The organism is Bellilinea caldifistulae (assembly GCF_001306055.1).
GTDB classification, from domain to species: domain Bacteria; phylum Chloroflexota; class Anaerolineae; order Anaerolineales; family Anaerolineaceae; genus Bellilinea; species Bellilinea caldifistulae.
Genome location: NZ_LGHJ01000011.1, coordinates 111,652 through 129,908 on the forward strand (window position 1 = coordinate 111,652; position 18,257 = coordinate 129,908).

The 18,257-nt window shown below is 59.2% G+C and carries 12 protein-coding genes; 4 read left to right on the top strand and 8 right to left on the bottom strand.

The features are described 5' to 3' along the window. The first annotated feature begins 24 nt into the window (after positions 1-24). Complete coding sequence (locus AC812_RS05140; protein WP_061912760.1) at positions 25-1,155, top strand: MFS transporter; 1,131 nt, start codon at positions 25-27, stop codon at positions 1,153-1,155. Between the two features lie 183 nt (positions 1,156-1,338). Here AC812_RS05140 and AC812_RS17115 read toward each other — a convergent pair whose 3' ends face one another. Then, positions 1,339-2,964: an HD domain-containing phosphohydrolase gene (locus tag AC812_RS17115; protein WP_082148826.1), complete on the bottom strand. Its 1,626-nt coding sequence runs from the start codon at positions 2,962-2,964 to the stop codon at positions 1,339-1,341. Between the two features lie 246 nt (positions 2,965-3,210). Between AC812_RS17115 and AC812_RS05150 the strand changes: the two genes are divergently transcribed. Then, positions 3,211-5,478, top strand: coding sequence for a diguanylate cyclase (locus tag AC812_RS05150; RefSeq protein WP_061912761.1), 2,268 nt, complete (start codon positions 3,211-3,213; stop codon positions 5,476-5,478). Between the two features lie 13 nt (positions 5,479-5,491). On the opposite strand, the gene AC812_RS05155 is transcribed toward AC812_RS05150, so the two are convergent. From AC812_RS05155 to AC812_RS05170, 4 genes are all read right to left on the bottom strand, one after another. Continuing rightward, entirely contained in the window at positions 5,492-8,518 is a 3,027-nt protein-coding gene (locus AC812_RS05155; RefSeq protein WP_061912762.1) for a C25 family cysteine peptidase, read from the bottom strand. A gap of 96 nt (positions 8,519-8,614) precedes the next feature. Continuing rightward, positions 8,615-10,138: a L,D-transpeptidase family protein gene (locus tag AC812_RS05160; RefSeq protein ID WP_061912763.1), complete on the bottom strand. Its 1,524-nt coding sequence runs from the start codon at positions 10,136-10,138 to the stop codon at positions 8,615-8,617. 44 nt (positions 10,139-10,182) lie between these two features. Further along, a complete protein-coding gene (gene amrS / locus AC812_RS05165; RefSeq protein ID WP_061912764.1) occupies positions 10,183-11,295 on the bottom strand; it encodes an AmmeMemoRadiSam system radical SAM enzyme in 1,113 nt (370 codons plus the stop codon). Between the two features lie 250 nt (positions 11,296-11,545). Then, positions 11,546-12,703, bottom strand: a complete 1,158-nt coding sequence (locus AC812_RS05170) for a uroporphyrinogen decarboxylase family protein (RefSeq protein ID WP_061912765.1) — start codon at positions 12,701-12,703, stop codon at positions 11,546-11,548. A 123-nt stretch (positions 12,704-12,826) separates the two neighbouring features. Here AC812_RS05170 and AC812_RS05175 point away from each other — a divergent pair, with 123 nt between their 5' ends. Both AC812_RS05175 and AC812_RS05180 read left to right on the top strand, forming a co-directional pair. Then, positions 12,827-14,188 (top strand): sensor histidine kinase, encoded by a 1,362-nt coding sequence (locus AC812_RS05175; protein WP_061912766.1) that lies wholly within the window; start codon positions 12,827-12,829, stop codon positions 14,186-14,188. 75 nt (positions 14,189-14,263) lie between these two features. Further along, positions 14,264-15,676, top strand: coding sequence for a thioredoxin family protein (locus tag AC812_RS05180; RefSeq protein ID WP_061912767.1), 1,413 nt, complete (start codon positions 14,264-14,266; stop codon positions 15,674-15,676). A 135-nt stretch (positions 15,677-15,811) separates the two neighbouring features. Here the strand turns inward: AC812_RS05180 and gatB are convergent, their stop codons facing one another. The 3 genes from gatB to AC812_RS05195 are packed head-to-tail and all read right to left on the bottom strand — an operon-like array spanning position 15,812 to position 18,218. After that, entirely contained in the window at positions 15,812-17,266 is a 1,455-nt protein-coding gene (gatB, locus tag AC812_RS05185; RefSeq protein WP_061912768.1) for an Asp-tRNA(Asn)/Glu-tRNA(Gln) amidotransferase subunit GatB, read from the bottom strand. A 24-nt stretch (positions 17,267-17,290) separates the two neighbouring features. Further along, entirely contained in the window at positions 17,291-17,752 is a 462-nt protein-coding gene (locus AC812_RS05190; RefSeq protein WP_061912769.1) for a DUF4870 domain-containing protein, read from the bottom strand. Continuing rightward, positions 17,745-18,218, bottom strand: a complete 474-nt coding sequence (locus AC812_RS05195) for a DUF4870 domain-containing protein (protein ID WP_061912770.1) — start codon at positions 18,216-18,218, stop codon at positions 17,745-17,747. Before AC812_RS05195 ends, AC812_RS05190 begins: the two co-directional genes overlap by 8 nt. Between the last annotated feature and the right edge of the window lie 39 nt (positions 18,219-18,257).

Below are 18,257 nucleotides of genomic sequence, written 5' to 3' on the forward strand. Positions count from 1 at the left end.
TCTATTCCATCGAGGAAACTCCTTTTGAACGCTCTTTTTTTAGTGGTCGTCTTCCTTTACTGGTCGGCGTTGTACCTGTATGTGCCCACCCTGCCGCTCTATCTGCAAACCAAAACGAGCGATCTGGCGCTGATCGGCACGGCGCTTTCGATGTACGGGTTGTGGCAGTTGATCGTGCGCCTGCCGCTCGGCATTCTGGCGGACTGGGCCGGACGCCGCAAGCCGTTTGCCATCTTCTGGCTGTTGCTGGTGGCTGCCGGTGCGCTGACCCTCGGCCATGCCCCCACCATCGAGATCGCCATCCTTGGGCGGGCGCTGGTCGGTGTTTCAGCCGGCACTTGGGTGCCGCTGGTCGTGCTGTTTTCCAACCGCTTTTCAGCGGCAGAAGTGGTGCGCGCCACGGGTATTCTGGCAATGACCGCAACCACCGGGCGGATCGTTGCCACTGCCATCAACGGCTGGTTGAATCAACTGGGCGGTTACCCACTGGCATTCAACCTGGCGGCAGCCTCTGCACTGTTAGGTGCCGCTCTTTTGCTCTTTTTACCGGAAGCGCCCACGCCACCCCGCAAACCCTCCCTGAATGGTCTGAAGCGGTTGATCAGCCGGCGGGAGGTGATGCTGCCTTCCCTCCTCCAGGTGCTGACCCACACCGCCGACTTCGCCGCCACCTTCACCTTCATCCCCATTTTGGCGCGTCAGAAGGGTGCTTCGGATGTGGTCATCAGCATGCTGCTCAGCCTCAATCTGTTGATTGGCCTGGCGGGCAACAGTCTGGCAGCGGTTCTGGCCCAGCGTTTTGGTCAGCGGCGCATGGTCATGCTCAGTTTTGCTCTGCTGGGCGGCGGCATTCTTGGCGCAGCCTGGGCGCCAACCCTCGCATGGGTGTTCGTCTTCCAGTTCTGGGTCGGTCTGGGATTTGGAATTGGCTATCCGCTGTTGATGGGGTTGAGCATTAACCGTGTGGATGCGGCCGAACGCACCACCGCCATGGGACTGCATCAGTCGGTTTATTCGCTGGGCATGTTCCTCGGCCCGTGGCTGAGTGGGGTGCTGGCGGCTGCGCTGAACATTCCGCTGATGTTCGTGATCATCGGTTTGCTGATTGTGCTGATGGGCATTGGCGGCGCGGCAATCCTCGACGGTCAAGGGTGAAGCGGGCGGAGCAGTCTCCCGCAAAGCCCTTGCGGAGGTGGGCCGGAGAGATCAACCTTGTAAACGTCATTGCAAGCGAGCGCGGCAATCTCCCCCAAAGCCATTACGCGGGCAGTTCAGGTATCCTTTCATTAACAACGGCATGATTGCAACCACAGAGAGCTGCCCCGCCCGCGAGTTGATTTAGCCCAGCCGGGTGGAGTAAAAACGACCCGGAGTGAAGAACGGCCCACGCGGAGCGGCGCTGCCACCGCTATAACCGCCGATCAGGTCGAGGAACGCTTCCACCACCTCCGCCTGAAAATGGCGGTTGGATTGATACCGCAGGTAATCCACTACCTGATGCGGCTGCCACGCCGAGCGGTAGGGGCGGTTGGAACTGAGCGCATCCCACACATCCACCACCGCAAAGATGCGCGCCCCCAGCGGAATTTCCTCACCCCGCAGCCGGCGCGGATAACCGCTGCCATCCCACTTTTCGTGATGGCAGTAGGGAATATCCAGCAGGTCGTAGAAGTGGGGAATCGGGCTGAGCAGTTCGTAAGCGTATAACGGATGACGGCGCATCACTTTCCACTCGCTCTCGTCCAGCGGGCCGGGTTTGAGCAAAATGGCGTCCGGAATGCCAATCTTTCCAATATCGTGCAGCTGAGCGCCGCGGCGCAGTTTCACCAGTTCGGCATGGTTCAACCCCATGCGTTTGCCCATTTCCACGGTCAGATCCACCACCCGGTTGGAGTGTCGTTCGGTGGTGAAATCGCGCAATTCCAGCGCGCGCGTCCAGCCGTCAATGGTGGCTTCGTAGGTCTGATTCAAATCCTGGTTGGACTGTTCCAGTGAGCGGGTCAACTGCGCGTTCTGAATGGCAACGGCAGCCGTGTTCGCCACCAGACTGAGCAGGGCTGTGTCGGTCGCCATGCGGAAGCGCGCCGGACGGTAACTGTGAGCCTGCACCAGCCCAATTACCTGCCCGCGAGTCAACATGGGCACATACACCCCCGAACGCACCGCCCGGCCAGGGCGTACAAAACCAAGCCGGGCCGTGCCGGGCGGGGCCTGAGCCAGCAGGTCATCTATGACCAGCGGTTTAGCGCTCTGAATGACCTTAAACTGATGCGAATCGGGATGAGTGAGCCGACTCAGGCGCGGCACGCGGTTCAAATCCACCGGCTCGCCCTCATGTTCCCCATAGGCGCAAATCAGTTCCTGGGTTTCCCCTTCGTAGAGGGAGATATACACCGTACACACGTCCGGGAGCAATTGAACCACTGCTGCACTCAACCGGCGGTAAATTTCGGTTAAGTCGTCCAGCTGTGCCAGCGCCCGTCCCACCTCACCGACCGCCGCCAGTTTACTTTCGTTCAAACCCCAAAGCAGACGGGGGTCTTCGCGCTGCTCACCGGTGAGGGTGATCAACAAGGCAGCCCGTCCGTTGAAGAGAATCGCCTCGATATTGGCATAACTGCGGATCAACCTGCCCTGCTGGTTAAAAATGAATAATTCCAACCCATGCAGGGAACGCTCCCCACCGAGGCGGGCGAGGATTTTCTTCAAATTATTCTCGCCTAGCCCCGCTGGTAGGCTGTTTTCGGATTGATGAATCAACAGACTGCGGGGAATGCCGATCAGATCACAATACCACGGGTTGGCTTCCAGATAGGTGAAGTCGCGTCTGTCCAGAATGCACACGGCTGCCGGTACACTTTCGATCAACCGCAGCAATGCCTGACGGGTATGATGCAGCGCCTGCTCATAATAAGAAGCGGCAGATGTGCCTGTCTTGCGGCGGAAATAAGGGGGACGTTTCATAAAGCCGGGTCTGTTTCCCTTTCTCGTGGGGTGAATTTGTCCACGCAAAATGTAAAAAGCGCATAAAAAAGCCAATAATGACCTTGAAAATCGGTTTGGTTTGAGTAAAATAATGGGAAATATCCATTCCCCAAACGTATGGATGCTCGCATTAGTGACTTATCATGAGGGGGTGCAAGGTCAATGCCAGCATTGCCAGCCCAAAATAACCACCTGCTATTGAACTGCTAAGCCGGGGTGGAGATGATGAACACATCCAACCATCCCGATTTTCTGCAACAAAGCCCGCAGGCAGCCTTGATCGTCCGCACGGACGGCGAAATCGTGTCCGCCAACCTGCTCGCCCTCCATTTGTTGCGTTATACCGCCGATCAACTTTCGGCTCTCCCGCTTTGGCATCTCATTCCACCCGAATACCACTCCCTATTTCAGCAAACCGATCGGGAACTGGCTGCTCATTCGGGGACGGAATACGAGCTGTTCGCGCTGGATCGTGAGCAACAGCGAATACCGGTTGCCGTACGAATTTCGCCCCTGCAAGATGACCTGCTGGGCGTCGAGTTACGCGACTTGCGTCCGGTCAAAGAAGCCCGCGGTGCTCACCGCCGCCAGACTGCCGTTCTGCGTGCCGTTGCAAATGCCAGTTACCAGTTATTCCGCTCCGCTCAACCGGAAGAAGAAATCCCGTTGGTGCTGGCGCAATTGGGAAACGCCGCCGATGTCAGCCGGGTCTACATCTTTGAAAATCACTGGGAAAACGGCCAGCGGCTGTTGACCAGCCAGCGCTATGAGTGGTGCGCTGCCGGCATCCAGCCTCAAATTGACGACCCGACTTTACAAAATTTCGACTACCTGGCTGTCGGATTTGATCACTTTTTAGCCACCTTGCAGCGCGGCGAGGTCGTATCCGGGCGGGTGCGCGATTTTCCCCCCGCCGAACAGACGGAGTTCAGCCGGCAGGGCATTCTTTCCATTCTGATTATCCCCATTTTTGTTCAACAGCAGTTGTGGGGGTTCATCGGCTTTGACGAGTGCCGCAGCGAACGCACCTGGCAGCCGTATGAAGTGGACACCCTGCGGACGGCCGCCAATCTGTTTGGGGCTTTCTTTGAGCGGCGCAAAGCCGAAACCGCCCTGCGCGCCAGCGAAGAACTTTACCGTATGCTGGTCGAAAATCAAGGTTTGGGAGTTGCGCTGGTGGATGAGGGGGAGAACTTCCTTTACGTTAACCTGGAAACCGAAAAACTGTTTGGGGTTGAGCCCGGCAGTTTAACCGGCCGCAACCTGAGCGAATTTCTCTCCGCCGATCAAATGCAGGTGGTGCTGGAACAAACCGCCCTGCGCCGCAAGGGCTTCCGCAGCCATTATGAAATCGAGATTGTCCTTCCCAATCAGCAACGGCGCATCCTCTCCGTCCATGCCACGCCCCATTTTGACGAGAGGGGCCGGTTCATCGGTGCGTTCGGCGTTTTTACCGACATCACCGATCAGAAACGCATGGAGCAGCGTATCCGCAACCTGTTGATGATCGAACAGTCTCACCGGCGCGAATCGGAAGCCCTGCGGGAAGCCATCAGCGCCTTGATTCACGATTTGAACTCGAAACAGGCCGCCAAACAGGTGCTGACCGGTCTGGCGCGCATTCTTCCCTACGACCGCTGTGCGCTGTACCTGCAGCAGCGGGATCGGTTTTATCTGGCAGGCAAAATCGGTTACCCACCCGGCGCTCCGCCGCCTTCCCTGACCGCCGTTCACCCCCTGGTGCAGGAAATCCAATCTGCCGTGCGGTTTGTCAATCACATCCAGGATGAGCGCCAACTGGAATGGCTGGGAGAAACCGGCAAGGGAATTGCCTGGATGAGCATCCCGCTTCGCTGGAACAACCGCCCCATCGGACTGATTTGGGCCATTCGTTCGGCTCCTTCCACCTTCAAGAATAATGAGGTTGCCCTCGCGGAGACCTTTGCCGGGCCGGCAGCCCTTTCCATTCAGAACAGCCGTCTGTACAGCCAGACCCAGCGGCTGGCTACGCTTGACCCGCTGACCGGTCTGCTCAACCGCCGTTCCATCTTCGAGGCCGGCGAGAGGGAACTGCTGCGCGCCCACCGTTATGCCGAACCGTTCAGCCTGCTGGTGATCGATCTGGATCATTTCAAAGAGATTAACGACACCTATGGACATCTGATTGGAGATGACCTGATCAAGAAGGTGGCCCGGCGGATGAAACACGCCCTGCGTTCCAGCGATCTGATCGGCAGGCCCGGCGGGGATGAGTTCATCGTTTTGTTAATCAAAACCACGCCTGCCGAAGCAGTCATGGTTGCCGGTCGGCTGCTCAATGCCCTGCGGGAACGGCCTTTTCGGCTGGAGGGTAATACTCATCACATCACGGCCAGCATCGGCGCAGCCGGTCTGGATGACCCCTCAGCCAGCCTGCAATCGCTGATCCAGCGGGCGGATGCGGCTATGTACACCGCCAAACAAAACGGTGGAAATCAGGTGCAGGTGGGATGAAAACCAACCGGTTTCAGCGGCGGATGACCGGCAAAAACAGCCGGCTACCCTGAATGACCAGCAGCCTTTCGAGGCTCTGCTCAAAAGACGGACAGGCCTCCGAATGAGCGGTAAGCCGCAGACGGTTTGTCTCTCCCGGCGGTGCGTTCTCCGGCGGAGCAATGGGGAGGTAAAGCAGGGCGCTTTCCCCCATCTGGATTGGGCCGACATCCGGCGTAACCACCCTCCAGTTGCGCTGATCTACCGCCGAGAGACGAAAGGTATCGGCAGCATTGCCAGTGTTGGTGAGGACAATTTGAAGCAGATAATCCTGACCCGCACTCAGGGGAGGAATGTCCTCCGGCACGCTCCATTGCAGACCGCACCGCTGAACGGTCAACTCGAGACTGGCTGCCGCCCACACGGAAGAATTTTCCTGGCTCCGAGCCGTCAGATCCAGCCTGTATTTTGATTCCGGTGCAGCCGAGTCCGGCAACCGGACTTCAACCCGGATCTCCTGAGACTCACCGGCGTTCAGGACAAACGACGGTGGGGACGGATCTGCCGGCAATTCGCCACTGATGCTGATTTCAACCCGCTCGTTCTGCCCGCCGATGTTGCTGACCTGCCACACAAACGAAGCGGCAGCCCCGGCAGGTAAGATGGCGGACTGCTCCGCCGGGCTGATTGCCAGCCGGCGCACGGGCGATTCGGCACGGCAGGCAACCGCCTCAAACTCATCCAGCGCCAGGCCCTCAGCGGATTGTTCATCCGCCCCGCTCGCCACCACAAACCGCAGGCGGACTTCCTGCTCGCGATACGCGGTCAGGTCAACAGCCAGCGGCGACCAATCCCGCCGATGACACCAGGCCGGGCTACCGCCCAGCGGGTTGCCAAACGAAACCGCCAGAGTGCCCTCGTAAGGCGGGTTGAGAAGCCCCTCTGATCCAGCCCTGAACCAGGTTTGACCATCATCGGTGGAAATTTCCAGTAAACCCCCGTCCAGACAGGCCGGCGGTTCGCCAAATTCGTAAGCCATCTCGGCGCGCACCCACACCGCCAGTACGCTCGCATCGTCCGGCAAAGAAAGAAGGGGAGAAGTCAGGGTTTTTTGCGAAATCTCAGCCGGCGCGGCTGCCCGGGCTACCCCGCCGCGGCCAAAAGCGCCGCTCACCTCCCAGCCGTTTTGCAGAAGCCAGCCGTCGGTGGGGACGGCATCGAAGGACTGCCTGTACAGCAACTCGCTCTGGCTGCCAAACGGGCACTCACCGGGCGGCGGCAGGGTGGTAAATTGTGCGACCGGCGAATAATCACCCGCCCCGCAGCCGTTTTTGGCACGCACCCGCCAGTAATAAGTCTGGCTGGGCTGCAGCTCCCGGCTGAGCGTGAGGGTTGTCTGGGCAATATCCTCAAAGACCTCCACGATTGGACTGAAATCGGCGTCCAGACCAATCTGCACATCATAACCATCCGCCCCGCTGACCGCTGACCAGCTCAATTGGGGACGCAGACTGACCCGCATGGCGCCGTTCGCCGGCAGCAGCGGCAGGGGTTTGTCCGAAGGCGCCGCCGGGCGCACCATCAGGGATAAAGCCGCTGCCTGCTGAAATGCGCTGCTCAGCCCCTGCACGGTGAGAGGAAAGTACCCCGCCGGAAGTTCAGCGGGAATGGTGAGGGTGAGCGCGGCGCTGCCGGGTGAACCGACCGGGTTGGGTGAAAATGTGCCGCTCACGCCTTGCGGAGGATTGAGCAGCGAGAGGGCCACCATCTGGGTCAGGCTGCTGGCAAGACCAACCTCCACCGATGGGCTGGAAGCCAGGCCGCCGCAAACCGACAGGGTGTTGGGTTCAAGCGAAAGGGAAAAACGCCGGGGAGCATCCAGCCACAGCCGCAGGGTTGGGTCGCCCCACAGACTGTACATCTCGTAATACTGTTTGACCAGCGTTTCGCCCGGCAGATAGTACCCGCCAAATGCCAGGAAGGCGGTGCGCAGGGCTTCTCCCAACGGCGGCGGAGCAGCCGCGTTAGAAAACAATCCATGGAACAGTTCCCTCTCCAGCCGCTCGTCCGCAGTGTGGGTGGTGTCTGCCCCGGCAGCAATCACCGCCAGAGCGCCGGAGGTGGGGTGCAGCAGCCACGCTTCGGCAAAGGAGGTCTGTTCCTCGTCGAGTTCGGCGGTGCGGCTGGCGAAACTGACCAGCAGCGGCAGGGGCGGGCCGGTGAGAGCCGTCACATCCTCCGCCGTAAAATACGGTGACATCCACCCCGGTCTGCTGCCCTGACCAAAGTAGACGGCCAGCCCGCGGCCCTCGTTCAGGGCAGCAGCAAGGTCGGTTTTTGCGGCGGCGTATGCATGGACGTACAACCGGTCACCGCCCGGCTGCGGGTTGTTCGGAAACCGCCCATCAAACCCAGCCGGTTGGGTGTATTGCTCAATCATCTGGTTGTGGATGCTTTCGTTGGCTTCGTCGCCGGCAACGAAAGCAACCCGCCCCAGCCATGCCTGACTGCCGTCCAGCGCCCGGTAGTCGGCCCATTTCGCCAGCACGGCTTGCAGTTCGGCAGTCGAATGCACCGGCAGACGGGCATAAGCCAGGTTGGGGGTGTAGTCCCACGCACCGTCCAGCGTGGCGTAGTAGAGGTCGGTGGAGGTGGATAGACCGTTGCGGCTCGGCCAGGCCGGCAGCATGCCCACATCCCCCACCAGCAGTAAAAACTGCGGCGAATAGAAAAGAATTACGGCACGGATTTGCGCGGCCGAAGACCCGATTTGAGAGAGGGTCTTAAAAATGACATCGTATCCCTCAGCCTGTTTTGCGGCAATGTAACCCGCCAGCGCCGGCGCAAACTCATCCGGCGCAATGATCAGGTAACGCGACGGAGCAGACTGGGCTTCCGTCATGTTGCTGGCGCTCGCCAAAACCCCCTGCGGTTGAGCGGCGAATGCCGCTGCGCGCAGGGGGTTGCTTCGTTCCATCAGGGGAAGGACGGCCACCCACACCGTCAGCAAGAGCCCGCATATCCGCCAAGCCAACCGAACACCCCGCCGCTGTGTGCGCATCGTCCACCTCCCGCCCATGCAAATGACTCACCCTCAGTGAGGATTGTAGCATAAACGGTATCTGTTCGGTTGGAAAAATGTCGGGGAGATAGCGGCCTACTGGCGAATCTCCACCACCACGCCGTTTTGCGCCCAGTTGTAAAGCCACTCGGCTGCCGGCAGGTCGAGGATGATACAGCCGTAGGAAACCGGCCGGCCGAGGCTGCCGGCCCACAGCCGCCGCCCGCCGGAAAGAGTCGGCAACCCGTGGATACCGTTCATAAATCCCGGCCAGGCTTCGTAAATCCCCAAAAAGTACGGCATGGTCAAATCCCACACCGAGGCGTAGGCTTCCTGTACATGACTCTGCACCTGAAACACGCCCGGTTGGGTGGGCGAACGGTCAATGCCGGTGCTGATGATGAATTCGCGGATGGGCTGGTCGTTTTCAAACACCGTCATGCGCTGTGCCGAAATGAAAATCAGAATCCGCTTGCCGACCACCACCGGCAGCGGCAGCAAATCACTGCGCGAGGGAATGGTCAGGGTGCTGCCGGACGGCAACACATCCGGGTTGAGGCCGGGGTTGGCGCGTAAAATCATCCACGCCGGAATCTGGACGCGGTAGGAGATGGACAGCAGCGTATCGCCCGGTTGGACGGTGTAGGTCGTCGGTGGATGGCGCAGGATGACGGTGTAGGGTGTGCCGCTCGCCCAACGCTCGCTCAGGTTGTAGGGGTCAGGCGGCAACCAGACGGTGCGCCCGTCCGTCAACCGGCTTTGCAGCCCGTCCAGATACGCCGGAAAAGCCCCCTCATCCAGCCGCAGGCGCGGTTCGTCGTCCTGCCATTCCACCCTCACCCACTCGGCCAGTTGAGCGGGCGGCACGTCCCAAACTTCCCGCTTGTCCAGAATTGGGTCGTAACCCTCAACCCGCAGCGGGCGGTTGAGTTGGGTAAGCAGTTCGGGCAGGCGCGCTTCCAGCGCAGCCGTGGAAGAAGGCACCGGCCTGGTGACCAGAGTCAGAACCCCGCTGCGAACGGCCAGGGCAGCGTTCTGCTCCAGCCAGCGCACGGTGGCTTCCACGTCCAGCGCCAACCCGGCTTCACCGGGAGCGGCAGCCCAGCCACCATTGTCGTAGCGCAAAGCCGGCGGCTGCGGCGGGCGTTCAACCAGCCCCCGCCAGTTGCGCAACTGCTCCACCGCCAGCCTCGGGCTGACCACCACCACCGGACTGACTTGCAGCGGGCGGCGGTCGAAAATCACCTCGGCCAGTTCCTGCCAGCGCCGCTCACCGCGACCCACCTGATAGGCTTGCTTTGCCGTCGCCGCCGGATCCACCCACACGCCGAAATCCAGCGGTTTGGCCTGCCAGTAACGCTGACCGTCGGTCACCAGCCAAACCCGCTCACGGTTCCACTGCTGGTCAATCCGCGCTGCGGCTTGCGCCTCGCTCAACCCGCCGATGGCAGTTTCGCCCACCATCACGCGCGGTGCCACCGGCCCGCCAAACCGGAAGATCAGATACACCCCAAACAGTCCCCAGCCCGCCAGCAGCAAAAGCGCCAGCACGCTGAGCGCCCAGACGGCCCAGCGCGGCTGCCACCTGACCAGCGAGGATGAGCGGGGTGAATGTCCCATGCGGTTAAGACGCCGTCAGCCGGGGCTGGTTCCCCAACGCCGCTTCAGCGCACCGGGCGCGGGTAACCCCACCCGTGCAAACGCACCTGCTGCGGATCGGTGTGCCAGATGCCGGGGATGTGCGTACCGCAGCGTGGGCAATTTCCCTCGGCCGTCAGCCGGTAATCGGTGACAATGTAGCCGCGCCGCGCCACAACGGTTTCGCCGCATTGCGGGCAGCGGGTATCCTCCAGCGAACCGACTCGCCCCGGCAGATTACCGGCATAAACGAAGTGCAGGCCGGCCTCCTGGCCAATCTCCGCCGCTTGTAGCAGCGTGCGCGCCGAAGTCGGCGGCGGATCGGTCATCTTGTAATCGGGGTGAAAGGCGGTTACATGCCAGGGGATATCCGGCGAGACTGACGCCAGAAAGCGGGCGGCCTCCCACAATTCCTCGGGGCTGTCGTTGAAGCCCGGCACAACCAGCGTGACCACCTCCACCCAAAAGCCCATGTCGTGGGCGCGGCGGATGGTATCCAGCACGTGCTGCAACACACCGCCAAGTTTGCGGTACTGGCGGTCCTGCATGGTTTTGAGATCAACCTTGTAGGCATCCACATACGGACGCAGGTAATCCAGCACCTCCGGCGTGGCGTTGCCGTTGGATACGTAGGCGCACAACAGACCGCGCAGTTTGGCCAGCCGGAAGACATCCACCGCCCACTCCGAGGTAATCAGCGGTTCGTTGTAGGAAGAAACCACCGCCTGCGCCCCGTTGCGCAGAGCGTATTCCACCAGTTTTTCCGGCGTAATCCGCAGGATGTAGTCCGGATCAATCCCGGCTTGCGGGTCGCGCAGGGTTTGCGAGGTCAGCCAGTTCTGGCAGTAGCTGCAGTGGAAATCGCAGCCCAGCATACCAAAGGTCAGCGCATCGGCCCCCGGCAAAACATGCGAGAAGGGCTTTTTCTCGATGGGGTCCACCTGCAAAGCAGCCACATAACCCCACGGCACCCGCAGCTCGCCATCGGCGTTGAAACGCACCTGACAGATGCCGCGCCTTCCGGGTTTGATCAAACAACGATGAGCGCAGGCGTAACACCGCACCGCCCCGTCTTCCAGTTTCTCGTACAACTCGCCGGGGCGGGTCATTTCGTCCAACCGCTCAGCCAGCGTAACCATGTTTCACACTCCTTGTTGAACCGTTAAACGATCTTCTCTTTCATTATACCGAAATGGTCAAGTGGATGGAACAAACCATGCTGCGGCGGCGTCTTCAGCGTGGAGAAGTCCCCTTAATGAGTTGTCCAACGCCGCTCTCAACGCCCCACCGGCAGGAGGAGAAGATGGAACGAAAGTTGATTGTTACCCTGATCGGGATCGGATTGGTCGTTCTGGTGTTGTGGTTGAGCAGCGGCTGCAGTGTGGTGGTTTAACCGTAGCGGCCAAACTCCACAGCCGCGTCCACCATCGCCAGAATGTTCTCCGGCGGGGTTTCGTTCGGGATGGTATGCACCGAGGCGAGCAGGTAGCCGCCGCCGGAGCCGAGCAGGTCAATCACCCGCCTGACCTCGGCGCGCACCTCGTCGGGTGTTCCGAAAGGCAGTACCCGCTGGGTATCCACCGCTCCGCAGAAAACCAGATTCTTTCCGTAGCGCCGCTTGAGCTCTTCCAGATTGGCCATCCGACCGGCGCTGGTCTGAATCGGGTTCAGCACCTGCACACCAATTTCGACCAGATCATCCAGCAGGGGGAAGACATCCCCATCGGAGTGGAAAAAGATGCGTGCGCGGCTGTGCTGGCGCACCAGCGCAAACAACTCAGCGTGCAGAGGTTTGAGCAGACTGCGGTAGGTGCGCGGCGAAATCAGCAGGCTGTTTTGGGTGCCCAGGTCATCCGCTAGAATGATCAGGTCAAGATACTCGCCCACCTCACCTAAAAAATGGGTCAGGTGGGTCTTGCACAGATCGGTGATTTTTCGCAACAGCGCCGCGGCAAAGTCCGGTGCATCCACCAGATTGAGCAGGAAAGCCTGCATCCCTTGCAGCTGGAAGGCGCGCTCCAGGGGTGAAATCAGCCACGGTGCGCCGATGATCGCGTAGCGGTTTGCGGCGGCCAGCCGCCCGGCCTCCACCCGCAGGTGAGCAAAGCGGCTCGGGTCGTGCATATCCGGCCACGGGTAGGTTTCCAGATCCTCCAGCCGGCTGGTTTCGCTGAGCGGATGGATGGCCGGAAAATATACCCCCGGCTCAATCTCCGGTTGACCGACACCCCAATCATCCACGTACGGGCTGCCGGGCGGGCGGCTGCGGTTGCGGGCGTAAGTAGCGGCCGGAAAGCGGTCCTGAACGCCGCGCACATCCGAATGCAGCCGTTCCAGCACCGCCTCCGAAGGCAACGGCGCGCCCAGTTCCAGCCAGTCGTATAGCGGTTGGTAATCCTCCGCCAGCCCAAGGTAGCCCGTCAAACGACGGTAGGCACGTTCCTGAATACCGGTGGTCAAATCGGCGCCGATCACAATCGGCACGCGGTCGGGCACCTCATGATTCAAAACCGCCAGAACACGCTCGCGCGGGGTGAGTGACGCCATACATCCTCCAATTTGTATGAAAATCACCCCCATTGTAATCTTATTTGATGACTTACACGCCCCAAAACATGGTATAAAAATAAAAGGTGACTCGACCACGGATACAGGGGGCAGGTTTTCCAGATGATCTCACCCCTCAAGCGTTTTCTGACCATTTTCTCCCCCGCCCTGCGGGTTGCAGCCCTTTATCTGTTGATTGGCGGCGGCTGGATTTTGTTCTCCGACCGCATTCTGGAATCACTGGTACAGGATGCGGCGGAGTTGAGTCGCTGGCAAAGCGTCAAGGGAATTGGCTTTGTACTGGCCATGGCAGTTTTGTTGTACCTCGAACGCGCCCACGATATCCGTCAAAAACGGCGTGAAGAAGAACTGCTCAGCCAACGCCTGGCGCTCTTCGATAATGCTCCCTCCCCGATTTGGGTGGTGGATTTAAATACCTTAAGCTTTCTGGCGGTCAACCCGGCCGCCGAACAGTTTTACGGTTACAGCCGGGATGAGTTCTGTCAAATGAAGCTAAGCGACCTGCGCAGCCCCGAAGAAAAAACTGCCATCGGTGGGATGATCGAAGGGCTGACCCGCCAGGGTTCTTACCGCTACACTACCCGTCATGTCCGCAAGGATGGCAGTGTAGTAGATGTTTCGGTCACCGGCCGAAAATTAATGTGGGAAGGTCAGCTGGCGGCAGTGTTTTCGATCACCGATATTACCGAATTGCTGCAAAACGAACAGGCTTTGCGCGAGCTGACCCAGCAACTGGAGCAGAAGGTCGCCGAGCGAACCGCCGACTTGCAGCGCAAGAATCGGGAACTGGAAACTTTCGCCTACTCCGTTTCGCATGATCTGAAAGCACCCCTGCGGGGTATAGATGGTTACAGCCGACTGCTGCTGGAAGATCACGCCCAATCGCTCAATGAAGAAGGGCGCGAGTTTTTGCACGCCATCCGGCGCGGGGCAACTCAGATGGCGCAGTTGATTGACGCCCTGCTGACCTATTCGCGGCTGGAGCGGCGCAGCCTGAGCATCAGCCGGTTGGAAATTCAACCGCTCATTCAAAATTTGTTGAACGAGTTTCGATTGGAAATTGAAAAGCGCGGCGCGCAGGTCATCGTCAACCTGCCGTTTGAGGTGGTTGACCATGATTACCAGAGCCTGTATCAGGCGCTCCAAAATTTACTGGAAAACGCCCTCAAATTCAGCGCCAACCGCTCCCATCCGCGCATCGAGATCGGCGGGGAGGAACACCCCCACAGCCACATCCTCTGGGTGCGCGATAACGGCATCGGTTTCGACATGCAGTACCACGACCGCCTTTTTGAAATCTTCCAGCGTCTCAACCACAACGAGGACTACCCCGGCACCGGGGTGGGGCTGGCAATTGTGCGCAAAGCGATGGAACGGATCGGCGGACGGGTTTGGGCGATCAGCGCGCCGGGGGAAGGAGCCACCTTTTACCTCGAAATCCCCAAACGCTCTTTAAATTTGTGATAAGATTCACACAACGTCCTGTTTTTCTATCAGTATTCCCTTGTATTTGTTACGCAATCGGTTTGAGGTAACTCGATGAATAACACTCTTCGTTTACTACGTCATTTTCCTAACCCGTGGTGGGGAATTGCGCTGAGCCTGGTGGCCATCCTGTTGAGCGCCGGCGCGCAGGTACAGGCACAGGATCAGCCCCCGCAGGAAAACGAAGCCATCATTTACATGTTCTGGGGCGATGGCTGCCCGCACTGTGCCGAGGCAAAGCCGTATCTGGAAGGGCTGGCGCAGCGTTACCCGTGGGTGGAACTGCGCTTCTACGAAGTGTGGTACGACGAGGGCAATCGCGCCTTATTCGAGAAGATGGCGGCCGCCTACGGATTTGAAGCCCGCTATGTGCCGACCATCTTTATCGGCAGCCAGCACTGGGTTGGATATAACAAGTCCATCAACCCCGAAATTGAAAAGGTCATTCAGGATTGTCATCGGTCTGGCTGCCCGGATGCCGGCGCCGGGGTGATTTTCCCAGCTCAGCCCACTGCCGCAGCACCCCAGCCGCCCGCCGCGGTGCAACAACAGGCCGAAACGCTCACCCTGCCGCTGATCGGCACAGTGGATCTCAGCCACCAGTCGCTGGCGGTCAGCACCACGTTGATCGCCTTTGTGGACGGCTTCAACCCCTGCTCCGTGTGGGTGCTGACCATGCTGCTGGCGCTCACATTGCACACCGGCTCGCGCCGCAAGGTCATCATCATCGGGGTTGTCTTCCTGACGGTGACCGCCGCGGTGTACGCCCTGTTCATTGCCGGTTTATTCACCATCTTCACCTTTATCAGTTTTGTGGGCTGGATCCGGGTGCTGGTTGCGCTGGTGGCGTTGTTCTTTGCTGCCGTTAATATCAAAGATTATTTCTTTTACAAAGAAGGCATCTCCTTCACCATCGCCGATGAAAAGAAACCCGGCATCGCCCGCGGCATCCGGCGGGTGATGGACGCCAGCCAGTCGCTTTGGGGGTTGATTGGAGCCACCATTGCGCTTGCCGCCGGGGTTTCGCTGGTTGAGTTTTCCTGCACGGCGGGCTTTCCAGTCTTGTGGAGCAATCTGCTGGCTGCCAATCAGGTTGAGCCACTGACCTTTGCCCTTTTACTCTTGTTGTATATGCTGATCTATCAGCTGGATGAACTGGTCATCTTTTTCGTTGCCGTGTTCACCCTCAAAGCCAGCCGTCTGGAGGAAAAACACGGTCGAATTCTGAAACTGATCGGCGGAGTGCTGATGCTGACCCTGGCAGTGGTGATGGTGCTGAACCCCAATCTGCTGGATAACCTCAGCACGGCTTTGATTGTCTTTGCGGCAGCCTTTGCCGTCACCGGCTTGATTCTGCTGATTCACCGCCGCGTCCTGCCCCGTTTCGGCATCTGGATCGGCAACGAAGCCCACCCGCGCCGCCGCCACGCTGCCAGAAAAAGCCGGGTTTCTCAACCCGAAAAATAACCCTCAGGCAAACTAAAGCAACGCCAGGGCGCAAGGAAAGAGAAATCCTGTGCGCTTCGGCATCTCGGGGTTAAGTCTCCTCACACCCTGAATAACGTGAATTCGAGCAATGAGTGGCAACGCCGCTCTAACGAATCAGGACTGATTGAGCATCTCTTCCAAAAGGCGCCGGGCAAGGTTGGGGTCGGCCTTCCCGCCCATCTGGCGCATCACCTGCCCGACAAACCAGCCGAGCAAGGTAGTCTTGCCAGCGCGGTAGGATTCGACCTCTTTGGGATTGGCTGCCAGTACCTGCTGACACACGGCGCGGATGGCGCTTTCATCGCTGACCCTGGCCAGCCCCTCGCGCTCGACGATCACCTGTGGGGCTTCGCCGCTTTCTTCCACTTTTTGCAGCAAGCTTTTGGCGGTGGTGGTGTTGATGGTGCCTTTTTCGGCCAGTTGCAGGATTTGGGCGAGGTAGGCCGGCGTCAGCCGCAGTTCGGCTGCGTTTTTACCGCTTTCGTTGAGCATGCGCAGCACATCGTTCATCAGGTAATTAGAGACCTTCTTGGGGTCGCCGCCAAAGGCTTTGACGGCGGCTTCGAAATATTCCGAAAGGCTGCGCTCACCGGTGAGGATGTCGGCATCGTACTCCGGTAAAGCGTATTGCTCGATAAAACGCGCCCGCCGTTCCAGGGGTAATTCCGGCATTTGCACCAGAATGGACTGCTTCCATTCCTCATCGAGACGCAGAGGCAGCAAATCCGGCTCGCGGAAGTAGCGGTAATCGGCTTCGGTTTCCTTAGAGCGCATCTTGCGCAGTACCCCGGCATCCTCATCCCATTCAAGCGTCCAGGCTTCAATCCGTCGCCCGGCTTCCATTTCACGCACCTGCCGCTCAATTTCGGTGGCAATTGCCTCGCGTACCGCGTCAATCGAATTGACGTTCTTGATTTCGGTTTTGGGGTTGAGATACTCCGCACCTTTCGGGCGGATGGACACATTCGCATCACAGCGCAGGTGGCCTTTTTCCATGTCGGCTTCCGAAACGCCCAACCAGCGCAGCAACTGGCGCAGGCGAATCAGGTACTGAGCAGCCTCATCGGCCGAGCGCAAATCCGGGGCAGTGACCATCTCGATCAGCGGCACGCCGCAACGGTTAAAGTCAATCCAGCGCCGGTTGCCAACATTTTTGGTCTTTCCGGCGTCCTCTTCCAGATGCAGTTTTTGGATGTTGACCCGCCGCACATAAGCCGTCTTACCGGCGGATGCCGGTACCGGCACGTCCATCCAGCCGCCAAAGGCCAGCGATTGATCGTACTGCGAAATCTGATAACCTTTGGGCAAATCCGGGTAAAAGTAATTTTTACGGTCAAAGTACGAGATCGGACGCAGTTCGGAGTGCATGGCCGCTGCCAGCAATACCCCTTTTTCCACAGCAGCCCGATTCAGCACCGGCAGCACACCCGGCATACCGGTACACACCGGGCAGATGTTGGTGTTGGGCGGGTCATTCCACGAATCGGCTTTGCACGAGCAGAAAATTTTGGTGGTCGTGTTGAGCTGAATGTGCGTTTCCAACCCGATGATGGCTTCATATTCGGTCATCAAAAACCTCGTGAGAATGGAGAATCAACGGCGGGAAGTCAGGCTTTCGGTCAATTTTCCGATCAGCGGATAACGATAATCCCTTCCGCGCAGCGTGTTGACAGCTGCTATACCCGCCAGCAGATAATAAACAAAAGTTGCGGCGACGATCAACAGCAGCATCCCAAAGAACAGGAATAAGAACGGCACCAGCAAAAACTGGACGCGGTCACCCCAGCCGGTTTCACTCAGGGCAATCAGCGGCAGGACAAACACAAAGTAGCCCACGCTCATCCCAAAGCCGACCAGGTAGTACAGGGCAAATGCAATTCCTTGAAAAAGCAATGCCTGCAAGGATTGAAAACCCAGCCAGCGGCTGCGTACCTTTTGAGTCAGCCAGATGATCAGGGCAGCCAGCATCCCAAAGAAAGGCAGGAATGCGCCCAAATGACAGAGCGCCGCAACCAGGCGGTCTTCGGACTCCTCCGAAAATCTCGTTTCAGGCATGGCTCACCTCCTCGGCGGGGACATGGCGCAGCAACAAACTTTCCATGCGGCGGCCAAGCAGCGGGTAGCGGAAATGGCTGCCGCTCAGACAGGCGATTCCGCCAATGACACCCAGCAACGCCCCCAGTCCCATCAAACAAAGCAATCCGCCAATAACCAGAAATTGACCCCCGGTAACCAGCATCAACGGCGTTTCGGTTTGGGCGGCAAGGGCAAAAGCGCCGCTCACCAGGCCAAGTGCGCCCATAAACAAACCGGAAAGCGCCCCCAGGACCACCCACACCGCCGCCAGCAGTAATTGATAGGTGAGCGCCTGCAAGGCCTGAAAGCGCAGGTTAACCGACTTTTCGCGCTGGGTGATCCACACAATCAGCGGAACCGCAAAACCCAGCGTGGGAATCAGGATGCTGGCATGAGCAAGCGCCGCCAGCCAGCGCTCATCAGAAGAAAGACCGTTTTGGCTCATTTGCTCATCCCTCCTCAAGTTCAAAGTCAAGCCGCATGA

Bases quoted from the DNA above. Each gene is read 5' to 3' on its own strand.
- AC812_RS17115 (WP_082148826.1), bottom strand. From the start codon at position 2,964: ATGAAACGTCCCCCTTATTTCCGCCGCAAGACAGGCACATCTGCCGCT.
- AC812_RS05150 (WP_061912761.1), top strand. From the start codon at position 3,211: ATGAACACATCCAACCATCCCGATTTTCTGCAACAAAGCCCGCAGGCA.
- AC812_RS05155 (WP_061912762.1), bottom strand. From the start codon at position 8,518: ATGCGCACACAGCGGCGGGGTGTTCGGTTGGCTTGGCGGATATGCGGG.
- AC812_RS05160 (WP_061912763.1), bottom strand. From the start codon at position 10,138: ATGGGACATTCACCCCGCTCATCCTCGCTGGTCAGGTGGCAGCCGCGC.
- amrS (WP_061912764.1), bottom strand. From the start codon at position 11,295: ATGGTTACGCTGGCTGAGCGGTTGGACGAAATGACCCGCCCCGGCGAG.
- AC812_RS05170 (WP_061912765.1), bottom strand. From the start codon at position 12,703: ATGGCGTCACTCACCCCGCGCGAGCGTGTTCTGGCGGTTTTGAATCAT.
- AC812_RS05175 (WP_061912766.1), top strand. From the start codon at position 12,827: ATGATCTCACCCCTCAAGCGTTTTCTGACCATTTTCTCCCCCGCCCTG.
- AC812_RS05180 (WP_061912767.1), top strand. From the start codon at position 14,264: ATGAATAACACTCTTCGTTTACTACGTCATTTTCCTAACCCGTGGTGG.
- gatB (WP_061912768.1), bottom strand. From the start codon at position 17,266: ATGACCGAATATGAAGCCATCATCGGGTTGGAAACGCACATTCAGCTC.
- AC812_RS05190 (WP_061912769.1), bottom strand. From the start codon at position 17,752: ATGCCTGAAACGAGATTTTCGGAGGAGTCCGAAGACCGCCTGGTTGCG.
- AC812_RS05195 (WP_061912770.1), bottom strand. From the start codon at position 18,218: ATGAGCCAAAACGGTCTTTCTTCTGATGAGCGCTGGCTGGCGGCGCTT.